This is a genomic window from Photobacterium indicum (assembly GCF_003026215.1).
Taxonomy (GTDB): Bacteria; Pseudomonadota; Gammaproteobacteria; order Enterobacterales; family Vibrionaceae; genus Photobacterium; species Photobacterium indicum.
This window is the reverse complement of sequence record NZ_PYOC01000001.1, coordinates 1,227,798-1,249,124: the sequence shown is the minus strand read 5'-3', so window position 1 is coordinate 1,249,124 and position 21,327 is coordinate 1,227,798. Positions and strand designations below refer to the sequence as shown.

30 protein-coding genes are annotated in these 21,327 nt (G+C 39.9%); 9 read left to right on the top strand and 21 right to left on the bottom strand.

Annotated features, from left to right (window positions below; translation table 11 throughout):
* Positions 1–97 precede the first annotated feature (97 nt).
* The 7 genes from C9J47_RS05595 to C9J47_RS05565 all read right to left on the bottom strand — a co-directional run bounded on the left by C9J47_RS05595 (position 98) and on the right by C9J47_RS05565 (position 5,057).
* On the bottom strand, positions 98–340 hold the full coding sequence (locus C9J47_RS05595) for a hypothetical protein (protein ID WP_107252607.1): 243 nt from the start codon (positions 338–340) through the stop codon (positions 98–100).
* 2 nt (positions 341–342) lie between these two features.
* Positions 343–987, bottom strand: coding sequence for a methyltransferase domain-containing protein (locus C9J47_RS05590; RefSeq protein ID WP_107252606.1), 645 nt, complete (start codon positions 985–987; stop codon positions 343–345).
* A complete protein-coding gene (locus C9J47_RS05585; protein ID WP_107252605.1) occupies positions 984–2,504 on the bottom strand; it encodes a ParB N-terminal domain-containing protein in 1,521 nt (506 codons plus the stop codon). Before C9J47_RS05585 ends, C9J47_RS05590 begins: the two co-directional genes overlap by 4 nt.
* Complete coding sequence (locus tag C9J47_RS05580) at positions 2,498–3,127, bottom strand: ParB/Srx family N-terminal domain-containing protein (RefSeq protein ID WP_107252604.1); 630 nt, start codon at positions 3,125–3,127, stop codon at positions 2,498–2,500. The genes C9J47_RS05585 and C9J47_RS05580 overlap by 7 nt, the downstream gene beginning before the upstream one ends.
* 344 nt (positions 3,128–3,471) lie before the next feature.
* Positions 3,472–4,119 (bottom strand): hypothetical protein, encoded by a 648-nt coding sequence (locus C9J47_RS05575; RefSeq protein WP_146150836.1) that lies wholly within the window; start codon positions 4,117–4,119, stop codon positions 3,472–3,474.
* A 140-nt stretch (positions 4,120–4,259) separates the two neighbouring features.
* Positions 4,260–4,508, bottom strand: coding sequence for a hypothetical protein (locus C9J47_RS05570; protein WP_107252602.1), 249 nt, complete (start codon positions 4,506–4,508; stop codon positions 4,260–4,262).
* A gap of 195 nt (positions 4,509–4,703) precedes the next feature.
* Entirely contained in the window at positions 4,704–5,057 is a 354-nt protein-coding gene (locus C9J47_RS05565; protein ID WP_107252601.1) for a hypothetical protein, read from the bottom strand.
* Between the two features lie 380 nt (positions 5,058–5,437).
* On the opposite strand from C9J47_RS05565, the gene C9J47_RS05560 reads away from it, so the two are divergent.
* Positions 5,438–5,617 (top strand): hypothetical protein, encoded by a 180-nt coding sequence (locus C9J47_RS05560; RefSeq protein WP_107252600.1) that lies wholly within the window; start codon positions 5,438–5,440, stop codon positions 5,615–5,617.
* Between the two features lie 232 nt (positions 5,618–5,849).
* Here the strand turns inward: C9J47_RS05560 and C9J47_RS27000 are convergent, their stop codons facing one another.
* The 3 genes from C9J47_RS27000 to C9J47_RS05545 all read right to left on the bottom strand — a co-directional run bounded on the left by C9J47_RS27000 (position 5,850) and on the right by C9J47_RS05545 (position 7,966).
* Positions 5,850–6,017, bottom strand: coding sequence for a hypothetical protein (locus C9J47_RS27000; RefSeq protein WP_170107430.1), 168 nt, complete (start codon positions 6,015–6,017; stop codon positions 5,850–5,852).
* Positions 6,018–6,226: 209 nt separating this feature from the next.
* The gene (locus tag C9J47_RS05555) at positions 6,227–6,817 is read right to left on the bottom strand and encodes a lytic transglycosylase domain-containing protein (RefSeq protein WP_107252599.1); all 591 of its coding nucleotides are present in this window, start codon (positions 6,815–6,817) and stop codon (positions 6,227–6,229) included.
* Positions 6,818–7,231: 414 nt separating this feature from the next.
* Complete coding sequence (locus C9J47_RS05545) at positions 7,232–7,966, bottom strand: helix-turn-helix domain-containing protein (RefSeq protein ID WP_107252597.1); 735 nt, start codon at positions 7,964–7,966, stop codon at positions 7,232–7,234.
* A 109-nt stretch (positions 7,967–8,075) separates the two neighbouring features.
* Here C9J47_RS05545 and C9J47_RS26995 point away from each other — a divergent pair, with 109 nt between their 5' ends.
* Positions 8,076–8,252, top strand: coding sequence for a hypothetical protein (locus C9J47_RS26995; RefSeq protein WP_170107429.1), 177 nt, complete (start codon positions 8,076–8,078; stop codon positions 8,250–8,252).
* Here the strand turns inward: C9J47_RS26995 and C9J47_RS05540 are convergent.
* From C9J47_RS05540 to C9J47_RS05510, 7 genes are all read right to left on the bottom strand, one after another.
* A complete protein-coding gene (locus tag C9J47_RS05540; RefSeq protein WP_107252596.1) occupies positions 8,233–8,745 on the bottom strand; it encodes a hypothetical protein in 513 nt (170 codons plus the stop codon). The genes C9J47_RS26995 and C9J47_RS05540 overlap by 20 nt on opposite strands.
* On the bottom strand, positions 8,738–9,136 hold the full coding sequence (locus C9J47_RS05535) for a recombination protein NinG (protein WP_107252595.1): 399 nt from the start codon (positions 9,134–9,136) through the stop codon (positions 8,738–8,740). Before C9J47_RS05535 ends, C9J47_RS05540 begins: the two co-directional genes overlap by 8 nt.
* Positions 9,133–9,771, bottom strand: a complete 639-nt coding sequence (locus C9J47_RS05530) for a DUF1367 family protein (protein WP_170107428.1) — start codon at positions 9,769–9,771, stop codon at positions 9,133–9,135. Before C9J47_RS05530 ends, C9J47_RS05535 begins: the two co-directional genes overlap by 4 nt.
* Positions 9,768–10,454 carry a replication protein P gene (locus tag C9J47_RS05525; RefSeq protein WP_107252593.1) on the bottom strand — a complete coding sequence of 229 codons (687 nt, stop codon included), beginning with the start codon at positions 10,452–10,454 and terminating at the stop codon, positions 9,768–9,770. Before C9J47_RS05525 ends, C9J47_RS05530 begins: the two co-directional genes overlap by 4 nt.
* A gap of 2 nt (positions 10,455–10,456) precedes the next feature.
* Positions 10,457–11,377 carry a hypothetical protein gene (locus C9J47_RS05520; protein ID WP_107252592.1) on the bottom strand — a complete coding sequence of 307 codons (921 nt, stop codon included), beginning with the start codon at positions 11,375–11,377 and terminating at the stop codon, positions 10,457–10,459.
* A gap of 67 nt (positions 11,378–11,444) precedes the next feature.
* Positions 11,445–11,642 (bottom strand): hypothetical protein, encoded by a 198-nt coding sequence (locus C9J47_RS05515; RefSeq protein ID WP_107252591.1) that lies wholly within the window; start codon positions 11,640–11,642, stop codon positions 11,445–11,447.
* Positions 11,639–11,848 carry a helix-turn-helix domain-containing protein gene (locus tag C9J47_RS05510; protein ID WP_107252590.1) on the bottom strand — a complete coding sequence of 70 codons (210 nt, stop codon included), beginning with the start codon at positions 11,846–11,848 and terminating at the stop codon, positions 11,639–11,641. The genes C9J47_RS05515 and C9J47_RS05510 overlap by 4 nt, the downstream gene beginning before the upstream one ends.
* 117 nt (positions 11,849–11,965) lie before the next feature.
* Here C9J47_RS05510 and C9J47_RS05505 point away from each other — a divergent pair, with 117 nt between their 5' ends.
* The 7 genes from C9J47_RS05505 (at position 11,966) to C9J47_RS05475 (ending at position 17,472) form a co-directional block, all read left to right on the top strand.
* On the top strand, positions 11,966–12,322 hold the full coding sequence (locus tag C9J47_RS05505) for a helix-turn-helix domain-containing protein (RefSeq protein WP_107252589.1): 357 nt from the start codon (positions 11,966–11,968) through the stop codon (positions 12,320–12,322).
* Between the two features lie 695 nt (positions 12,323–13,017).
* Entirely contained in the window at positions 13,018–15,459 is a 2,442-nt protein-coding gene (locus C9J47_RS05500) for a hypothetical protein (protein ID WP_107252588.1), read from the top strand.
* Positions 15,456–15,959, top strand: a complete 504-nt coding sequence (locus C9J47_RS05495) for a siphovirus Gp157 family protein (protein WP_107252587.1) — start codon at positions 15,456–15,458, stop codon at positions 15,957–15,959. The genes C9J47_RS05500 and C9J47_RS05495 overlap by 4 nt, the downstream gene beginning before the upstream one ends.
* 360 nt (positions 15,960–16,319) lie before the next feature.
* Entirely contained in the window at positions 16,320–16,562 is a 243-nt protein-coding gene (locus C9J47_RS05485) for a hypothetical protein (RefSeq protein WP_107252585.1), read from the top strand.
* Entirely contained in the window at positions 16,555–16,722 is a 168-nt protein-coding gene (locus C9J47_RS26990; protein ID WP_170107427.1) for a hypothetical protein, read from the top strand. The genes C9J47_RS05485 and C9J47_RS26990 overlap by 8 nt, the downstream gene beginning before the upstream one ends.
* Before the next feature lie 314 nt (positions 16,723–17,036).
* Entirely contained in the window at positions 17,037–17,282 is a 246-nt protein-coding gene (locus C9J47_RS05480; protein WP_107252584.1) for a hypothetical protein, read from the top strand.
* Positions 17,275–17,472, top strand: a complete 198-nt coding sequence (locus tag C9J47_RS05475; RefSeq protein ID WP_107252583.1) for a hypothetical protein — start codon at positions 17,275–17,277, stop codon at positions 17,470–17,472. Before C9J47_RS05480 ends, C9J47_RS05475 begins: the two co-directional genes overlap by 8 nt.
* Positions 17,473–17,661: 189 nt before the next feature.
* On the opposite strand, the gene C9J47_RS05470 is transcribed toward C9J47_RS05475, so the two are convergent.
* The 4 genes from C9J47_RS05470 to C9J47_RS26985 all read right to left on the bottom strand — a co-directional run bounded on the left by C9J47_RS05470 (position 17,662) and on the right by C9J47_RS26985 (position 21,271).
* Entirely contained in the window at positions 17,662–19,269 is a 1,608-nt protein-coding gene (locus C9J47_RS05470; protein WP_107252582.1) for a hypothetical protein, read from the bottom strand.
* Positions 19,270–19,291: 22 nt separating this feature from the next.
* Positions 19,292–19,642 carry a hypothetical protein gene (locus C9J47_RS05465; RefSeq protein ID WP_107252581.1) on the bottom strand — a complete coding sequence of 117 codons (351 nt, stop codon included), beginning with the start codon at positions 19,640–19,642 and terminating at the stop codon, positions 19,292–19,294.
* Between the two features lie 229 nt (positions 19,643–19,871).
* Complete coding sequence (locus C9J47_RS05460) at positions 19,872–20,531, bottom strand: glycoside hydrolase family protein (RefSeq protein ID WP_146150835.1); 660 nt, start codon at positions 20,529–20,531, stop codon at positions 19,872–19,874.
* A 602-nt stretch (positions 20,532–21,133) separates the two neighbouring features.
* Complete coding sequence (locus C9J47_RS26985; protein ID WP_170107426.1) at positions 21,134–21,271, bottom strand: hypothetical protein; 138 nt, start codon at positions 21,269–21,271, stop codon at positions 21,134–21,136.
* Positions 21,272–21,327: the final 56 nt, after the last annotated feature.

Below are 21,327 nucleotides of genomic sequence, written 5' to 3'. Positions count from 1 at the left end.
AAAACCAATAAAATCACCATGGCTATCATGTCTGGGTTGTCTGGATTTATGTCAAAAAAAATCGACCCAAAAGGATCGATTCTCTAACGCTTTAATTCTACTTATCTACATGTTTTAACTCATCATCTCTCCATTTAACCTCAATCAACAAAATTTGCTTAAAACCTTTAAGCGTTGATTTTCGACATTTTAATGAAGTGCTGAAAAACTGAATGAGGCTTCCTTTGGATTCATGTACATACTCTTTGTTCTGTTGTATTGCCTGATCAACTTCAAGCAGTGCTCTTTTCATACCTGCCAATTCTAAATTTAAAATTGTGGTTTTCTTATCTTTTGACATCATTATCCCTCAAACAAATAACCACAGAACTCACCTATCTGAAACCACTGTGTAAATGATCTCAGTAACTCAGGGTTAACTGGCCTTTGTACTCCACTTAGGGATAGTTCTTTACTCAATATGTCATCAGGCTTACACCCAGCATCTAGTTTATTCACTAAATTAAGGCGATTTATGACCTGACCGCTATACCCTGAAAATGATTCGATTTTATCAACGATTAAGACCAATCCGCCTTTTCTCGTTTTTTTCATCAATTCGATAATCAAAGATGAACGCTTACTTACTGGTACAAACATCATCGAGAGGAACATTACACAAACATCAAATTCCGGTATTTCGAAGTTCTCTATATCAGCAATGGTTACTATCCCTACACCATCAAAGCACTTAGCCATTTCCTCTGAATTATCCACGTTTATCACTTTGGCGTTTCTTGCTTCAATTTCTTCACTGCATGCTTTTGTGATATTTCCCGTTGAACACCCTAAATCCAGCAATACGCCATGGTCTGGTAAATAGTTCCTAGTGAAGTGTGCCGTCATGCTTGTAGCGATGTTATACCAGGGGAGTTGTTCTCTTACGTGATTATCAAACCCCTCGGCAATCTCTGAGCTTTTAAATGTCCATTCCTTTGGTATCTTCATAGCTCTACACCTAAACGCTTGCTATATGCCTCTATAGCGTCATCCACCAGCCCCATACGTGAATCATCGGGATAAGGTAAATTAAACTCGAATTCTATAGCGCCTCGAAGATCCTCTAAAATTGAGGCTCGATCAGGTGTCATGCATACGGCTCTAACGTTATTCAGCTTATCCACCACATTCACGGTTTTAAAATATCGCTTAAATAACGCATAAAACTCAGTAGGAGTATGGTACTTCTGCACTTTCGGCTTTTCCTGAAAATCACCTATTGTTATTCCCCCTTCGTAATCAAGGGAAAACGTTGCGTAGGTTGATTGACGTTCTGCTAGTGCATCCATGCCCTGTGTCATCTTTAAACTTGTACTGCCAGTTGCTGAACTCGCACAAGCGTATAACCGAGTACTGTCACTACATAGCGCAGCACACAAACAAGCGATCTTTTGGCGATCACCTTCAAATGGCACACTGTTTAATACTGAGCTAATAAATACCGAGGTGAATTTTTTCCCGCTTTTTACGGTATCAATAAATTCTCGCGCAATTTTCACGCTTTCGGATTTATTGATTTCGTTATTCTCACCAAGGCGGAATGGTTCAAAGGGCGTTACGTTTACCCCTATAGATCGTAGAATTTTGGTTTCCGTTAAATGCCCAGCCCCAAAATCAACAACTGATCGCCCATGCGTTCTTTTCCATAATTTTGCGTTTTCTGGCTTAGTGACATCAAAGTCTTTTGAACGGGATGATGGCGCCACAGTGAATAAGAACCCCTGTCCTAACTCAGAACGTGAACGCCTTGCCCGCCTAAACGAGTTATAGCGCAATAGATCCTCGTAACGATTGTGTATATCAAAATCCATACTGAGCATGTTTAGCATGGCGTGGCTTAAATCTGCCTCGTCATAACTGATATAAACTACTTCAATCGTTTTCCAGCCTTTCTCTGCCGCATACTGCAAGCGACCAATCCCATTTACTACCTTGTTGTCAGGTGTACACACGATAGGCATCTTAATTTTTTTGCCATAAAGCAGTCGGGCCATGTTACGAGCGTAATTTACCCAGCAACCAGTATTAGCATTAGTTAGCTTGAGAACCGATACAGCCCTAGCATGTAAACAACGGTAAAAATCTTTTGAGGTGGGATCTTTATCCACGACCTTACTCGCGGCTGATTCTAGGTTAATTCTGGCTAGTGCTTCCGTCATATTGACTGGCGTGTCTGCCGCACCTAAATCATTGGTACCACGATTGAAGGCAATGTTTATCGCTTTACGGTCAGCAAGTGACATTTCATCAGTGTAATCACACGGGATCTTAGTTAACCCCATTCTTTCTGATACATAATGCCGCTGATGCCCTGATAATATTTCACCATTTTTCGAGCAAAATATAGGAAGTAGAAAACCGAGCTTTCTTAGCGATAGTTCTAAAATGTCTAAACGCTGAGGATCTGCCTTGCGCGGGTTATACGTTGACGGGTTTACGTCATCAATAGAAACTAGCTTTACCATAGCTGCAACCTCCGCTTAATTTCTTCGGTTACATTTTCTTTGGAAAAACCAGCAGAGTTTCTAATGTCGTCCTGCCAGCGTATGTACATTTCTCTCGGGATCGGGATTGAATATTCGCCAATGGTTAACTTTGTGTCAGCTTTATTTACTGTTTCGTCACCGTCTTTAGCGTGTCCATCAGTGAAGCTAGACGGTTGAAATTCCGCAAAATCAAGATCTTCAATGTTATCCAATGCCAATAAATCAATATTGAAACCATCAGCCTCTAATTGCTCAATTTCCTGTAAAAGCAAATCTTCGTCCCACTTAGAACCAAACGGGAGTGAGTTATCAGCAATCACATAGGCTGCTTTTTGAGAATCAGACAAGCCAGCTAGAATGATGCAAGGCACAACTTCCATCCCGATAAATTTCGCAGCCTCCCAGCGACCATGACCCGCAATGATCATGTCAGATTCATCAATTAAAATAGGATTAGTAAATCCCCATTCTTTTATTGATGCTGCAAGTTCACTGATATTTTTTTCATCATGGATATTGGGATTTTTTTCGTATTCCTGCAAATCATGCACAGATTTATGTACGTATTCGTGGAATTGTTCTTTTTTTGCGTTTTTTGTCATGGTGATATTCCTAGTTTTTCTCTAGAATTCCACCGCACTCTGCGCAGAGAGCAGTGGGCTTTAATCTTACCCATGACGCATAGTGTGGGTTGGTGGCTGTTAGGTGTTCCAGCACTTAACAGTCGCCCACTTTCCATGATTTAAACCTTTTGCAATCAAATTTTTTATACCCCAAGGCGTGACAATCCAACCGTAGCAATCAAAATGTGCGGTACCGGCTTTAACCAGGGAGTGATTTTGCAATCAATTGCTTTTCTAGTTTCACTCAATGAATGCAACTAGAAAAACAACAGGTATAAAAAAACCCGCGCAATGGCGGGCTTTAACTTTTAACTAACTACTAACTAAGCAGCTTTATCTAACTCTTTAGGCTCACTATCCATTAAGCCTTGAAATTTATCAAAGGTAGCAGGATCAAAAAGTGAAACAGATTCAATTTGTGACGTCGGAATAACGTTACGAAAATCATATATAGATAAAGGCTTACTCTTAGGGCCAATGTCATTATCTTTATAATGATTTATGTAACTGTGCACTTCTTTAAACACAAGCGTATCTTTATCTCTATAGCCGCTCATGATTGGGATTATCTCAACGTTCTCAAAATCACCATGCTCAATCCTTGTCGATGCTGCCATACCTACGTAAACCTTCCTAGAGGATAAGCTGACCAGAACAAGCATCTTTCTTGTCATTGCGTCAAAGAACACCTTTTCCATTAAGTCACTATTGGCAATTTTACGCATTTCTTTAAGGCGTTCTTCCTTTACTTTCATTTTGCGCTTCGAGTGAATGCCAGCAACAAGCGAATACGCTACTGATAAGAATCCGATAATAAGCATATCTAGCCTAAAATCAAAAAATCTAGCTTCTGATAAACCAGAATAGAAATCGAAACTATCATAAGTCATGAAGACTTGCGGAATATTAAACACAAAAGACAAAACGTCTAGAAATAAATAGAGCGCCACGCATGAAGCCATTCCGCTCATAACAAACCATAACCCCCAAGATGCCACATGGAAGTATGAATCCCAGCCAGTAGACCTTTTTTGTCTAATTCTGGCTGGTAGGTGCATGTTAGTAAAAATAAAGCCGCAGATTAACAAGAAAACTACATATAACACTCCCATCAGGCAGCAACCTCAGCCCTTGAGAGGTTTACCTTTTTTCTTGCTTTCTCCTCTTGAGCTTCTATTGCGTCCAAGTGACTATTAAACGCCTTGTAGACTTCCTCATTCTCAAAGTTAAGAGACATATTCCCATCATCATCAATAAGCATTTCTGGGTTTTCGTCACATTCTTTATCTGAAAATTTAGCTTCTAATTTTTTCGTTAGCTTCTCAGGATCAAGCATGTATTTAAGGAATTTTTTAACCATAACAATCTCCATCCGTTTGATTGCAACTATAGACATACTAGCCCAATACCAAAATTTTGCGAAATTCTCACATCACAACTAACGGTATGCAATCGAATTTTGATGAAAAATAAGGTTTTCTTGCAGTAAAGCAACTTTCTGTAGGCTTCAATTGCTTTTTAACAGCACTCAACTTGAACGCTGTGAGAAAACAACTCAACTAAACATCTTTTCTTCTGCCGCTACACAATCAAACACTCTATCCATCATGTAACCAACCAAATAAGCTATATGCCCATTACCCGTATTTTCCTGAACAACTAACCCAACTCTATCAGCGATAAAATCAGCTATGTGATAACACTCATGAGCAGCATCAGATACATTTAACGTGTAACTTCTGTGAGGGAGCCACAAAGCTAAATTCCCATTTTTCAATATAAAGACCGAACCACCAGCATCATCAGAAAAATCCAGATCGAACTTCTTTACCAGTGCCTCCTTATCAAAGGAAACAAATACAGTTGTTTTGTATATGTCTATATGAACTTTATGGATGATTGATTTCAACGTAACCTCCTGCAAATAACGGGAATAACAACGACTGAGGGTTGTTGTTTTTTTCAATCAGATTATTTGTTTCAAAAAACTCTTCTAATCACACCTTTTCTTCTCGACACTTTGTATTATCCCTCTGCTGTTTCTTGACTAAGCACAGGTATAAGACACTGAAAAAACAAGTCAGATCGTTTCACTTAACACTACATTTACAATCGCAGGTATAGTGGCAGTCAAGACTAGAAGATCATCATATATTGTGTTTTCATCTATCGCATCAGCATAAGAGACAGCCCAACATCGGCACTTAAGTAAACATTATGCAGTCTGGATTAAGCATTAAACTGTGTTTGTTGTGCTTGAATTACAACAAACATAAAGGAGCATTAATAATGGCTAAAACATCAATAACTTCTGAGGTATCTCAAGCAATCGATATTAAACATTGGGGAGTATTTGGCGCAAAAGAAAGGGCCACCTACAAGATAGATGACCCTAGAGACTCAATTACGCAGCCCTTATTGGTGTTGTCGCACCAAATAAGGGGGATTGGCATTGGTAACAATGCCTAACTGGTCAATACGGAAAAGCTTATGAACCAGATGATCTATATCGAAAACTTGAATGTTGACGGGCAAACGTTAACCATAGTTTTCATTGTTGCAGCCTTAGCATTTAAAGCATACAAACACTTTAAACGCTAGACAACTAAGCTCGCTATTACAAGTAGCGAGTTTTTCATTATACCACTCAATACACGAAAATGAACTGGATAAAATACAGCCCATAAAGCAAAAAATACATTTATCGATTACGCCCTGCCAACTGAATAATCTTGTCTGCGTCCTTATTCATTGTGCTTTCTGGACGTTCCTTTAACAATTTAGCCAGCCATTGAAGCAAATCAATAACTGTCTCCGTTGCTACCTTGCGTAAAACGCCCTTAATACCAGCTACTATAATTCCCTTCATTAGTGCCTCTCTATTGTTAATGTTGCTATTTTCTTTCCAATCAATGCCGTTAATTGATCAAACGCATTATGACTATTTGCTACGCCCAACCATTTAAATTATAAAGAATAATATTTACCGAATCATAGTTGCTCATTGAAAACACCACGACACTGGCAAGCAAACCAAGTAAGCCATAAATTACAATTCGCGTAATTAATGGATTCAACTTACACCCCAAAGCGACGATAGAAATATTCGGTTATTTTTGAAACATAACCTGATGTTTCTTTCGCATGACGACCCGTGATAGATGGTAAGCATTCCATTATTTGCGAATACTCCATACCACCATCACAAACCTTTTGAGCTTTATATAAATTGCCTCGCCCAGCGTTATATCCTGCGAAGCCAAGCTTAACCCAGCTTTCAAATGTTCGATTCTTTGTTTGCCACCCGTTGAATTGTGTACGCATATAGTAAGCCTGAGCTTCAAGCGCATAGCGAGTATCAAACGGAGTGCTGTCCTTAGGCACGACACCAGCTTCAATCATATCCTGCCATGTAGCAGGCATAAACTGAGCGCAGCCCATAGCTCCGACTGGTGATACAGCATTACAATCAAACGCTGATTCTTGCTTAACTTGAGCCCAACCAAGCCCCCATGGTACTGACGGATTGTATTGTGACCAATAAGCCTTTATCAGCTTGTCATAACCCGAGTACGCCTGACAAAAGGACGGCAATAGCAAGCAAGCGACCACCAGCATAAAGCGCAGTCGCTTTAGGGCTGAGTAGTATTTTTTCCAAAATTTCATCATTAAATGATTTTCCAGACAATCGATCAAAACCACGCGGGATCAGAAATAACAATGAAACCGCAATAAGCAATTTGAAAAATAAATAATAAATTGGTAAAAACATTAACCTCTCCGTTCGTAAATAAGTCGAAGCAAGCCCAATGCAACGCCAGCAAGCCCAACAGATAAACCAATTATTGTTGTCACGTCCGAAACTAATAAGACATAATTCCCATTAAATATATCTAAAATAGGTGAGCTTAATAAACTATTCGGATTAGCAGACGAACTATATACAGACGCGCCAACAACTGAGCCGGATGTTACACCCGTAACTACATTTGTTGTATTTGACATGTTAAATCTCAGACATAAAAAAAGCCACGAATGCGACTTTGTATAACTAGATATTAAAATAACCAGCTTAGAAAAATACTATAGTAAAGTGTCCCAACTGTCAAACGAGCGAGGTAAAATAAGTGAACGATGATTTTTTAATAATATTCTTGGAATCATTCGACTATACCCATATTTAAAAGAAACCTCCCGAAGTGAGATACTATTATATGCACCAAGATCGCCAAACAAATTAATTAATTTTGAAATTGCAAATTCAACCGCTTTTATTGAAACATTGATTTTTTCCGAAATCTCCTTATTTGAATTGCCTATCATTATTAAATATAAATACATTTCCATTTTTTTAGTCAATTTTACAATCATCATATCACTGCCAACGACGTAGGAATTATCACCTCGTGACAGCATTGCACTCATCAATGGCTTTGATAATACGCTCATAAGTGTTGAAACATGCCACATGTGAAACTCAACACCTATGCTATAGCCACTTGGGCCCGTCATTAATTTTTTGTGCGTAACGTATGCATCATCTCCATGTGAAAAATGATTAACATCCAATACAAACTGAGAGTTCCCAGTTTCAATCACAGTCATATCCTGCTTTCGATACTCATTTGCAAAATCAGATGTACGGCAATTCATATCTGAATCCTTCAATCCAGCAATGTCCCGACCAACCATATTTACTAATTTTTTAAATTTATCATTCCCATAAATAAATATACCACACGTACTTTTTATACCGCATGGATGCGATTTTGTTGAATAGTGGAATTCAAGTGCACGAATAAAGTCATCATCAGTCATAATATATAATATCCCATACGCTAAGATTCGAAAAACTAGGGTAATACCCTAGGGAATATTAAAGCTATAACGATTAAAATATACGAAAGTGAAAACAGAGAAATTCGCCATGATGAACAATGATGCAAAAGAGTTGTTTTTTTTAATTAAAAAAATTGAGAAAAATATTAGCAATCAAGAAATCAGAAAATTCATCATTGAAAAAACAATGAAAAAATATGGCAGCGAAGTTATTGCTGAAATGATGGAACACACTGCCACATTGACTATGAAAGAAACCTTGTAATGTTAATAACAGCATCTCGTTCATACCCACTCAATATTAAGTGCAATATCTTGATGATGAAATCATAATCATGACGATTATTGAAATATGTTGTTTTTGGCAGCCTCAAAACAGACGCACGCAATCTGCCGCTAAAGATCAAAACACCTGTATCAAGGCATTTTTCACACCCCTTTCCTTTACATTGGCAAAAACCACGAACATGTTCTTCCATGGCTAATTTTGCAATACGAACTGAAAAATCATGACTTACATTATCACACACGCTCATAGCGACTCGCGCCAGTTGCAATGCTAAATAATTAAATGATTTTGGATCGGTTGTATTACTATACGCATAAATAATCCAAGCGGTGGCATCTCGGCTCAACCCAGACAACGCAGCCGCATAATCACAAGATGTATATAGCGGTGTCCCACCTCCCATTCCAGTATCAAACTTAACGGTTTTAACTCCAGCTTTGCTAATGCGCTCTAATACTTGATTATGCATACATCAGTTCCCCTTCTAACTCATTACACTTTCTTTCGTATTCCTTTCTTATCTCAAACAAGTCAGTTACATCATATTTCACTGGTCCTTGGTACAACTCAAGTGCTTCTACTCGCTTTATACCAATCTTTATAATTAACGCCAGTCGATACGCAATACGATTTCCCGATGCAAAGCCACTATTACAATCACGGCACTGAGCATGAACATTATCCTCATTAAATCGGAGTTCAGGAGCCGCCCCTTTTGATCGGTAATGCCCAGCATCCATTTCTTCAAAACGAAAATAACGGCCGCAACTAGGGCATGGTTCGCCATAATCTCTAAGTCGTATAAATCGGTTGAAGTACAATTCAGCTTGAGTTGTTTGATAGCTTCTTGACTGCTTCATACAAAACTCATTAGCTGATTTACAGCATTTTCCGCTTCAGCTTCATCGTCAAAAATCTGAAAAAGACTTTCACTCCATACAACGTTAAAGCAACCTTTATAAATCTTATTGAAATCTTCCTGAGCCAAATTTTCAAAAGAGACAGACCAGGGGCGTCTAATCACACCACCATTTGGCAATGTGACCGTTTCAAAAAAACCAGCGTCAACCATGATTTTATGGCGATAATTATCAGGACACTTATATGCCTCTGGATCAGCACGACGTGAGCGCTTTCTCGCCATTCGGTCAATCACATGCTGAGCTATGTCATTACCGAACTGATCGAACAACTCTGGCTTACCTGCTTGCTTGCAGAACTCACGGGCAACTTCTCGCGCAATCCAATCCTCTGGCTCACTAACTAACCGCATATACGGAGACCAATACATAAAACCAAGCTTCATCAGTGCAAAGAATTTACGATGATGCTTCAAGTTTCTAGCCTTACTCTTCGGTTTAATCGCCACGACACGACCAGTAAGATTCTTGGCTTGTTCCTGATCTTCATTCGTTGCATAGCTGACAAAACCACCGCCACCAATAACAGCTAAAATCTCATTGGGTTTTGTTCGCTTTTGAATTGATTGAGTCATCCCCATAACTCCTTTTTACGAGCTTTAATCTGGTCTAAAACACGGCTACGTTTTGCCTCAACCATTTTTGGAGATAGCTTTTTAGATTTAGGCTTTGGCAGCGGCTTAATTAGAAGGTCATCAATGGGCTTATTTGATTTCACTTTCTTACACACGATTTCGTATGAGTATTTAAAAAGCTTGAAAACATCACGCTCGTTTTTTTTGCGGATTGCAGGTTTACCAATTTGATCGAATGCAGCTAAGGTCGGTGCTGGTATCTCATTTCTAAATCCAGCCATGTAGATTGGCAATGATCGAAATGCGAACTCTGCATCAGGTAACAAAAAATCATCATTCGAATGACACCACGAAATGAATTTACCTACAGATGGGAAGAAATCAGATTCTGAGGCCCTCGCTTTCTTCAATCCGCTTTTGATTAGTACCAAATCCGTCACATCAGCCTCAATCAATCCCTTCACCCATGAACGCTTTGCATCATTGAGCTCTGTTTGATTGTGAAAGGTATTACGCCACGCAGGAAAAGCCGCGCATAATTCAGCAAAAATAAAATTGATATGGTTTATTGCATCAGAACTTGTTACTCGAGGGACTGCCTCATGACGACTATCGATCTCATGTTGTGTACCGTAGTTTCTAACAATCGGGTTTTCTTGAGTAAGCTCGCTTATTGATTTCATAGCTACATCCCTAATCCGTTATCAGCCCAATCCTTGCTGTAAATATCGATTTCACCTTGGCGAACTGGTTTATTCGTTCCCATCTGAGCAGTAAGTGTGTCCCACTGCTTACGTAATTTTTTAGGGCACTGGATATTCTCAGCCCAGAAGTGATGTTTATTTGCGAAGTTGAATAAATCGCAAATATCTCGATATGAGTATTTTTTTGATTGATTCATCAATCGAATATCGTTAGCCCATTCACACCAATTTGGATCAGGCGCTACAGGATTAACTTCAAGCACCCGCTTGTGAATCCACTGAGCCGTTGTGAGGTCATCAGCCCTGCCCCATTTCTTTCCTAACGGAGTTTGAATAACAGCATTTGGCTTGAGGTTGTCGGCAGAAGAATTCTGCGACGAAAATAGCTCTGTAGTCTCTGTTGTATTCTCTGTTGTATTCTCTGTTAACAAGTGATCAATCTGATCACTTGTGAAGTGCGCAGATTGATCACATGTGAAGTGCGCAGATTGATCACATGTGAAGTGCGCAAGTTGATCACCTGCAATTTCTTGTTGTGATTCTTGCATGTTGTCAACTTGATCACATGGGCTACACAAGGAATACCAAGCTGTTTGGTCCATTTTATTACTGAAAAATTTCCAACTTAACCTGTCTGACTTTATGTATTTTGACTTCTCAAGTGACTTTAATACTCTACGGATTGTAGGGATTGACCAGAACGGAAATTCGACCTCCCACTCATCAGCAGTTTTATGCATCCATGCTTTACCTTCATACTCATACTGAGCACGATCAATCCAATAGCTAATTTGCTGTAAAACTATCGCTTCATTCAAACCGATTTCACTAGCTAACCTAGGATTTACAACCAAAGGTTTATCAACAAAAAGTAATTTCCTTATGTCATGATTTCTTGACATTGTTAATTCTCCCGCGCAAAGTAATTGCGCAATTTAAAATGATGCGACACCCCAAAACCGTCTTCTGCTAAAAGGCGGATTTTTCGTATTCTCTTTGTGCTTTCAAGAGATGGATGCACATCCCCTTAAAGACATCTACTCGCTGACCAGCAATAACTAGCGTCATAATTTTCCCGCCACCTCTCACCTCAATTTCAATAGGAGCAGTAATCCGGACACGCTGCGTTACCGAATAATCAAACTCATTGATCTCACCTTTTTTCATTGCTTACTCTCACTTTGTTCAGGGTATAAATCGATCAATAAATCCTCAGCACTAACACCAATCAATTGAGATAAATGAAGTATGTGTTTTGAGCTGGGTTTGGTTTTCCCATTCATCCACTTACTCAAAGCCGCTGGCTTACAATTAAGCTTTTCTGCTATTTCAAGGCGGCTCATTGACTTATCAAGTTCTTTTAGTAATTCCATAAATTTCCACAATTAACCAAAAACAATAATAAATTAACTAAAGTTAACTTAAATGTTCCTAGTGGAAATTGCAAGATAAATGGTTAACCATGTATAGTATTTCCAAGAGGAAAACACATGAACCTAAATACATTTGCTGAGCGTACAAAATGGGCAAGAACGCAGGTTAATCCTGCGTTATCACAAAAAGCTCTAGCCAAATTAATTGGCGTAACACCAGCTACTATCAATAAAATAGAAAGCGGCGCTCTAAAGAGCACAACCAAGCTTGTTGAGTTGGCGGAGTGCTTAAACGTTGATATAAACTGGCTTAGTACTGGGTCTGGCTCACCAGAAAAGAGTACCGTAAAACTATTAAAGCTAAGTCACCTTGAAGACACGCTTGATAAGCTTGGTTTGAATGATGACGAGCTATTGAGAGTTGAGAAAGCAGCTCTTGATGAAGCAATGAAGATTATTTTAGAAAAGAGATAACATTAAGAATTGTTGAAAACACCTCACTTTGAGGTGTTTTTTTTTGCTCGTATAAAATCTTTTTGGAATATTTATTACCCAAAGTATTGATCAAGGTTTCCATTTGGAATACATTAAGCTTCGTCAACACGACAAAGCTCTTTAACATTACGGACAAAATTTTTAAATCATGCGCCCTGCTATCGTGGCGCTAAGTTCTTTACCGAATGAAGGTAAAGAGTAGTAACGAAAGTAACACGGTCGCCCGTTACGGTGTGGTGACTGAGCTGGTAGCCTCACCAGTATCTTAGTGGATTAGAGGCAATCAATAAGCGCACTGATCTTTAATTGTTATTAGTTAGTGCTACTAGCAATAGTCCTTAGTCAGAGTTTGGTTAGTGCGTTTATTAATTCTAGTGCCCACATTAAGGGGTCATTAAAGAGCGTTATCCAAACACCCCATCAAGCGATCCCCACCGCTAACTCCAAAATATTGCGCTCTTCTTAATGACTGCCTTGAAAGAGGGAAATCATGAAATACGTACCAACTCAAAACGGTTTATATCTCGTTTTTTCTAAAGGAAAGTTCGTGTGTTACGCACCACAACTAACCAGCGAGGAAAAGCGCCAAATCCGAATGCATATTCTCATTAAGAAACTCCTTAAAGAAGATAACGGCAGTCACTTAATTTAATTCCAGTAACGGAGAAACGCACATGGCTATTAAGCATTTCATCGCATCTTGTCGCTCAAAAAAAACCAAACACCCAGATGGTGAAATCATTATTAACATTCCAGTCGTAGCAAACACTATGGCAGAGGGTAAACAGATTGTTTGGGGTGAATTAGCCGCCGCAGACGAACACGGCAACTCTGAATACTTCCAAATTCCAGCGCTAAAGAAAATCACCGAAGAGGAATATAACGAGCTTACTATCGTTGATGAGTCGAGTGATTTAGAAGCTGAAAACGAAAAAGTAGTTGAAGATGATAAAGAGTGGCCAACCGTCAATAGCTCTGGATTCTATCCGAAAGAAACAGAAGGCTTACTTCGAGCATCATTCACGCTAAACGATAACATTGCGGAAATTGCCGCACTCGAAGCAAAGAAAGATGTTTTTGTTTACGGATACCGTTACATGTCAGGACCGCAATCAATAGTTAAACCGACCAGTCATGATAATGGTGAATACCCTAACATTGAGGAAGCCTTACAAACCGCAGTAGAAACCATCAATAACATTGCAGAGTTTCAAGCTGAACACGGAGCAGAAAGCGATCAAGCTTTTGCCAACGAGGTTATGAGTTACGACTTTGAAACGGAAATACTCAGCCAACTTGAAATCGATGATGAAAGCGAAGATCAACTAAGTATTGATGATCAAATAGGCTCAACACTTGAAGGACAAATTGATATTGATGTTTGCTTACTGCAAATAACAGATTCCCTTTCTGCTCAATTAGCTGTTATAGAAAAAAAACCTAATGAATGGTTCTTTTCTTACCAACTTGAAAACACCGAAGATAGAACTAAAGATAAAGGCAACGTTAGAGATTTTTCGATAGATGCAAAATCAACCCGAAAGAACGCAATTACCCATGCAATGGGGATGGTCGGAAATTGGCTTTACGAGTTAAAAGAAATGCAAGAAGGCATGAAGTTCTTTAAACGAAATGCTGTAGAAACTTTTGATACAAATATAAGCCATCAAATTGTTATTAACTTAGATAAAGCGGGATCGTTAATATCAGAAGAAATGCAGCGAAAAGTAAACAGCGTTGCAAAGGTATTTAAAGAAGCTCCAGCTTACACCCCTGCCACCATTTGGGAAGAAAGAGCTTACGGGATATTAACTGGATTAGATAAAGCCGATTACTCAAAAGAGCAATACGAGGAAATGGGCGAAAAGTTAATGGCTGTATTTGGTGAGCTTGATAAAAACATAGATGTTGAATATGCAATAAAAGCTTTTGTTGATACTGAGTGGGACGATGCAAACACAGCCGTTAAAACGATGCTTAATCTTAGAATGCTCCGCGCATTCGTTAAAGATGAATGTATTAAAAAGCCAGTTAAAAAGCATGACTCACTTTGCATCACAAGCGTTGGAGATACAGACAAACCCGCCTCCAATGACGATACAAAACAGGAAACGCCACCGAAAACAGATCCTTTAGGTAATCAGGTTAAAAATGTAAATGACAAACCTGACAACGAACAACCTAAGGTTAAAGTGGAAAAGCCGGAAAGCTTACCACCAGCCAAGGAAAAACAAGTTGATCAAGAGAAATCGCAGAATACAAACGAACAACCGCAAGATCTTAAACAAGATCCACCAGCGGAGAACGAAAGCAGAAATGCAGAAACGGAAAAACCAACAGTTATTGAGCTCTCCCCTGAACTGATTGAAAACCCCAACATGGGCTTATGGGCAAAAGGTTTTAAAACAGACCTTAATTTTACCAAGCTTGATAATAACAATCGCCTATCAATAAAAACCCAATACCGAATACAGAAAGCGACTGAAATATGGGGGCCAGTTGGTATTGGTTGGGGTTACAAAGTCATACGTGAATGGACAGTGCAAGGCGCTCCAATAATCATGAATGGCAGTATTTCAGAATTATTTACTCAAGTTCATAAGTGCGAAATTGAATTTTGGTACATGCACGAAGGTGCTAAAGCAACGCTTACCTCATATGGCGATACCAAGAAGCTCTACATGGCGCAAGGTGGTTATTTTGTTCATGACGATGAATGTGAAAAGAAATCACTCTCGGATGCTTTAGGTAAAGCAATGTCACTCACTGGTATATGTGCCGATGTTTATCTTGGCTCTTACGATGATACGACTATACAACACCGCGCAGAAGTAGCCCAAGCAGCTGATAAGCAAGTTCGCACGATAGAGCAAACGCAAGAAATTACGCAAAAAGCTCTTACCCAAGCAGGTGGTTTTGTCGAAGAAATGAAAACCGCGCTTAATCTTTCTGAGATAAACATTCTCAAACAAAAATCACTGGCAATATTATCAGCCCTACCTACTGGTACTGACGAACAAAAACAAAAGAAATCAAAGGCTATTAAAAATGTGGATATTGCCTTCAATAACGCCTCTGAAAACTTGCAAGCCGCCAAAAAGGAATCAGTCGCATGAGCAAAGAATCTATCTACTCGATAACCAATGAAATTCAGGAATTTTTGTTAAACGCTGAAAAAGAAGGTTGGGATGATCAAACTATTGCCGACACGCTTATGGGGCTTGAGGGACCACTCGAAGATAAGGTTGATAATTATCTTAAAATAATCGCTAACAAAGAAGCGACAGAATCTGCCTTGAAAGAAGAATCCAAAACGCTCAACGAACGCTCAAAGGTTTTCGGTAATGAATCAAAGCGAATGAAAGGTGTATTACTTGAAATGCTTAACAAGCTCGACAAGCAAAACATAAAAGCCCCACACGGTACGATTGCAAAGCTAAAAGGACGAGAGTCAGTAAAAGTCGATAACGATAAGATTGACGATAAATACTGGACTTACGATACGGTTAAAACGCTCAATAAGCAGCAAATAAAAGCCGACTTAGAGAACGATATAAAAGTTGAAGGCGCATGGATTGAAACCAGCCCTGAGTCGCTATCTATCCGCAGAAAGTAAGGTGTTTAATGACTATACAACTAAGAATGGAGCCTCATTTGTGGGGCTCTTTTATTGAGTTTTTGAAAGCTCATAAGTACGAGGTTGTGAAAAGTTGCTCAACTAAACAACCTTATATTATTAACCACGTAGAAACCCCTGAATTATCACACTTCATTGAATTGAAACATGGATTGTGGATTATCCCCCTCGGGCTTTATTTCAAAGCTCTTGAGTTCTACAAATCCAACAAACCCGAAAAAGAAATACTCATACAAATCTGTGATTATTGTATGTATGAATTCTGTTTGATAGAGCATAATTGGTGTTGTCCTAAGTGCTCAACAAGCAACGTTCCCTTTTAACTCATGAGGCTAATAAATGGTAAAGCTTCCAGTTCTAAGAGGTTACAGAGTACAGCAAAAGAAAAAAGCCTACGCTATCCGCAATAAAGTCATAGATGCTTTCCCATGGGAACTCAACAAGCAAAGTGCTGACCTCATCCTTCTCGAATTGATAAAAATAAAAAATCCCACGTTCTTCATTAAGAATGAACATAGCTTATACAGAGGTGAAATCGAATATTGCCTGAACCAATATAAAGGAATGGTGAACGATGGATAACCAAGAACTTAACGACCTACGCGAACGCTGGCGAATAGTGATAACTCAAACCTGCAATGTTATTGGCTGCAAAGATTGTGATTTAAAGTGGGATGGAAGTTGTTCTTCAAATGAACTGCAAGAAAGAATCATGGCTATTGAAATGAAGGACTATGAATAAAAAATACGTCACCGCCCTATCAATCATCTCTGTCTTAATTTGGCTATCCATAATCAGCTATATGGCGATCAATTACTATGAAGATAATATCGATACAAACTCAACCCGAACTCTCTCACACTTGCGATAAGTGCCGCTGTGTATACGACCTTGGTGTAGAAGGTTTCAAGTGTCCAAACTGCAATGATTTCTACATCCCGTTCTAAGTGCAATCACTTTGCCTTCCCTCGAGGTCGACCAGGGAATTATTTTGCTATCACTCAGTCATTCCTGCAGTAACCGGTACAAACTTTTCTGCAATCAATAGGTGTTATATGGCACTCACTCTCAGACCTACCCCCTACGAAGAAAAGCTCATTGAAGATATTAAGCTGATCACCGATGAGAAGTCATCAAGCAAAGCAATCTTAAAAGGCTGTGCAGCTTTAAAGGTAACTTTGCGCGAACTTGAAGAAACCAAATCCCAGCTCTTTGAACAAAGGCAAAGAGCCAATAAATCAGAAAGAATACTTTCCAATATGCAACGCTCAATTAAGGATGTGATGAATTATCATGACTAACAAATTAGAACAAGAAACCTTCAAACCTCTGTTTATTTCCCGCTCAGACATTTGCGTGGTTTTAGGCATGAAACCAACAACTCTAGATGCTTTTATTTATCGAACAGAAAACTTCCCAGAGAAAAAAGGGAGAGGTAAATATTCCAGAAAACAATTTGATGAATGGTGCAAAAGTGAAGGGCTTGTTTAAGCCCTTCACTTGTACTGGCTCATATACGATTCAGATACTTTGATTCTTATAAATTGACGACATCAGACAAATTGTAAAAAATATATCGTCATATAAAATAGACGTCCCAAGCTTGTTATCACTGGAAGGTTTACTCTAAGTTGCTAAAACTCTTGTATCTTAACAAGCAGTGATGATCAGAGACTAAATTTAGGTTACTTCACGTTGAAAGCTTGCCAATGGATGAGCTGTGTTGAGTTTATAACTACGTAACTGATCTACTTCTTGCTGTATTGCTCGAAAGTGATTGGCAAGTAGAGAGAGAGCTAATAGCGCACTTAACCAACCAATTGGAGAAATGGCTGCTCGGAATACTCTATTGGCAATAGCGAATAAATGACAAAGTATCCTTGTCGCAGCAATGTAGACTTTAGAGTATGTTCGATACTGTGCCATATGCGTTGCAAGGATGTCGGCTGCAGCATTTGGGTCGAATATACAGTGTTGATCAAAATCTATCTCCTGACTGAGTATCACTGTGCCTATATGGCTACTCTGGGCTACCTGTCCCTGCAAATAGTGCAATCCTCCCTGAACAATATCGATGACGCGCACAACACAGATATAAGCCTCTCGGGCTTTATTTGCAATATAGCGAGCCAAGTTGGTAAACAGGTTGATGGTCCTCTTGACGACTCCCGTTACTATACGAAAAAGCCACCGAGCAACCCGTTTTACCCCATCCCAGATGGTACTGGCGATACGCTTTAGCTGCTGAGAGAGCGCATTTTGATCATGCTTGCTTCTCAGTAGGCGTTCAACGTCGCGCTCAAATTTAATCTCATCCTCACTCTCCCCATTAATCACCTCGCTAGGTTGTTGTAAATACATATTAAACTGGGTAAATAATTTGAAGCTGATGCTCTTTTTCGCCTTTGGTTGATTTTCTCTGGAGTTGGTATCGCTCCAGAAGTCAGTAATCGCCTGTTTTAACTGGTTGGCACTTTTTATTTCTCTAAATTTTAAATGAGTGAGTCTTTCTGACTCGTTTGCTATGGGTTGCACGTCGTAGCCACTTAGCCAGAGTTCGATACGGGCAACGGCTTCCATTTGTGGGTAGTATTCTCGTACCGTACGCCGATAGTATTCCTTGATGGCGAGTTGGCTGAGAATGACATCAAAACCAAAGATCAATTGCAAAAGCGGCATACTTAATTGGTTAGGGAGAGATGTGTGGATTAACCCTATTGACTTGGCAAAAAGTACAAAATTTTTTAGCGCTTTACGGTAGCTTGCATTGTTGCTTGGGTCGATTTTGGTGTTTGGCTTTAGCCGATGCTTTCGATTTGGGGTGGAATCAAAAAAGCCCATAGTGTAGAGGCGTAAATAAGTCGCACGCTGCACAGCACTATTAGTAGCTATATCGAGCCGATGGGAAGGGGGCACCACCGTCCCTCGCCAGCTTTGTAGCCATAAGGCTGGATCTTGTTCGTTTTCAAAGCTTACTAAACTATCCAGCATACGCCAAGACTTGGGGCCGAGCCAACCGTCCGAGCGGGTACCTATCTCGCGCTGGAACTGTTTGACAGCGATGATAAAGTGCTCATCTACTCTACAGCTGGAGCTGTTACATAAGTATCCGCGCTTTAGATAACCAAGTGATATCAAGCGTTGTCGCACCACTTTACGGTAGGCGGCTGAATCCATCTCGTTGGGGGTGCCGATCTTTACTGGTGCGCTGGGATCAGGTAACTGCCCTTTTGCCAGCGCGTCGTCTAGCTGATCCCCTAGCACCTCAAGTGAAAATTCATTTCTCATCGCAATACTCTATTACTAGGTGCTATATCGTCGATACATCACCAATAACTCCCATGATCATTTCAACGGTGGCATTACGGTTCTCTGCCCCAATATCTATGAGCTCAATATGCGCCTGTTTTTGTTCATCGCTGATATCTTCATCGTAGAAGGTTGTTATATCACCATCGATTTCCACATGCGTACTGGCAACGATTTTTAGGTCGATATCTGGGTTATCCTTGGCTTTTTGTAGCACCGTTTCAAAGTTAACATTATCTAATGACTCCCCACTTTGCAGCGTGACACGACCTTCATAAGTGACAACATCCAAAGACGATAAATCCTTGATTCCTTCAGCCATTTTATCGAGTGCCATTCTAAACTGTCCCATAATACTCTCCTTGCTTTATGCTTCTATTTATTGACTAGGTACCGGTCAACTACCTGCCAAAGAGGGGTGGATATAAGTCTATTAAGCCTTATTCATTTTATCTGAACACTCCCTAAAAAACGGTGTTCCACTGTGCTAATGTGGCGTCTAATTTTTACTTCTTGTCTATTGTGAGTTTCTGCATGGCACTAATATGGCAGATGAAAAGTGCATAATTCTCACACCTAGCCTATACGCATACCAGCTCATCAGGTGAATAGACGCGGTTACAGTTACGTACCAGCTCCGCTTCGTGGTCACGACGGCTCAGTAATCCATCAAGTCCACGTCCAGCCCATAAGCGCTTCATTTTTTCAATCTGATCTGCGATTGTGGCGTAGTCTTTCACTGTGACGGCATCACGAATAGCACGCATCTCCCTACGACTGTCTCCTTTCATGCTGCTCCCGCGGTTATATACCAGTGAAAGTAGGGCAACCTGCGCGTCGGGTTGCAGCTGCGCTAAGCCGGGAAATGCTCGTTGTGCTCTTTGGCAATACGCAGGGATGGAGGTTTCGATAAAAACATTATGGGCAGCGTGATAAGAGATCTGTATGTGAGATAGGCGCGACAGAGTACGCTTCGCTCGGCCTTTTTTCTTACCACAGACTTTGGTGAGTCTATCTAAACTGGATGCGGATAGCTCTGTCTGCCAGTCAAAACGGAATTTGTCTGGAGTGACATAACCGAGATCATACCCAATACCGATAGTGACCCCGGAGTCTCCGCCCGGCCAAGTTGGCGATTTAAGCTTGGTCTCATAGTATGCAGGCGAACTGATCTCATAACGGATGATGTGCTCGATACCGGAGAGTGATAACACAAACTTCACTACACCTCCCTTATCCATCAAAATAGGCTTAAATGAGAGACCAAGCTTCTTCTCTATCGCGGTGAGGGTTTGTGGGCCGAGGACACCGTCAGCCTCCACCATTAACTTACGCTGTATCTGCTTCAACCTTTCCATGTTAGTTCTCAGCATCATCGTCCCTCACAGTGAGATAAGCCTATCGAGCACTATCCTGCCCACCGTTATTGGCGGCACAAGATCTTATCCATTAAATAATAGATTGCATCAACACTCATAAAGTAGGTCAAAATTTAATTGAGTAGCAAACTTATTTTTTACTTATGCCAAATAAATATAATGAACGACCAATACACAACAATATGCTTACTGTAATGATAAGTAACAGTCTATCGGTAGATGGGGAGACAATATGGCTGGAGGCAACGGTCACATCACCAGATCTTCGTGCACTGAATCAAACTAGCATAATTGCAATGCCAAAATGTACATTACGCGCTATCTCACAGAAGTAGTACCATTAGTAAAATTGGGGGGGCTTGAAGCGTTAAGCTACATATTTATGCTACTTTGGGTATTTCTTTGTCGCATCGCCGCCGGCACAAATCTAGACAAAAGTGAATATACAAAGGTTCGACGTTGATCTACTTAAGTGTAAAAGTAATAGGTGTGTCCCAATCTTCAAGTGGCTTATCTGTTTCATTATCTCTTTCCCGGCATAGCCACGCGCGCACTTCCACCATCAGTTCACCTTCCGTGTTTGTATTTAACTTAAGTGTCATAAAGTGCTCTTTGGTTCGTTTAAAGAGATATCTCAGATCAAAAATGTTCGTGATCT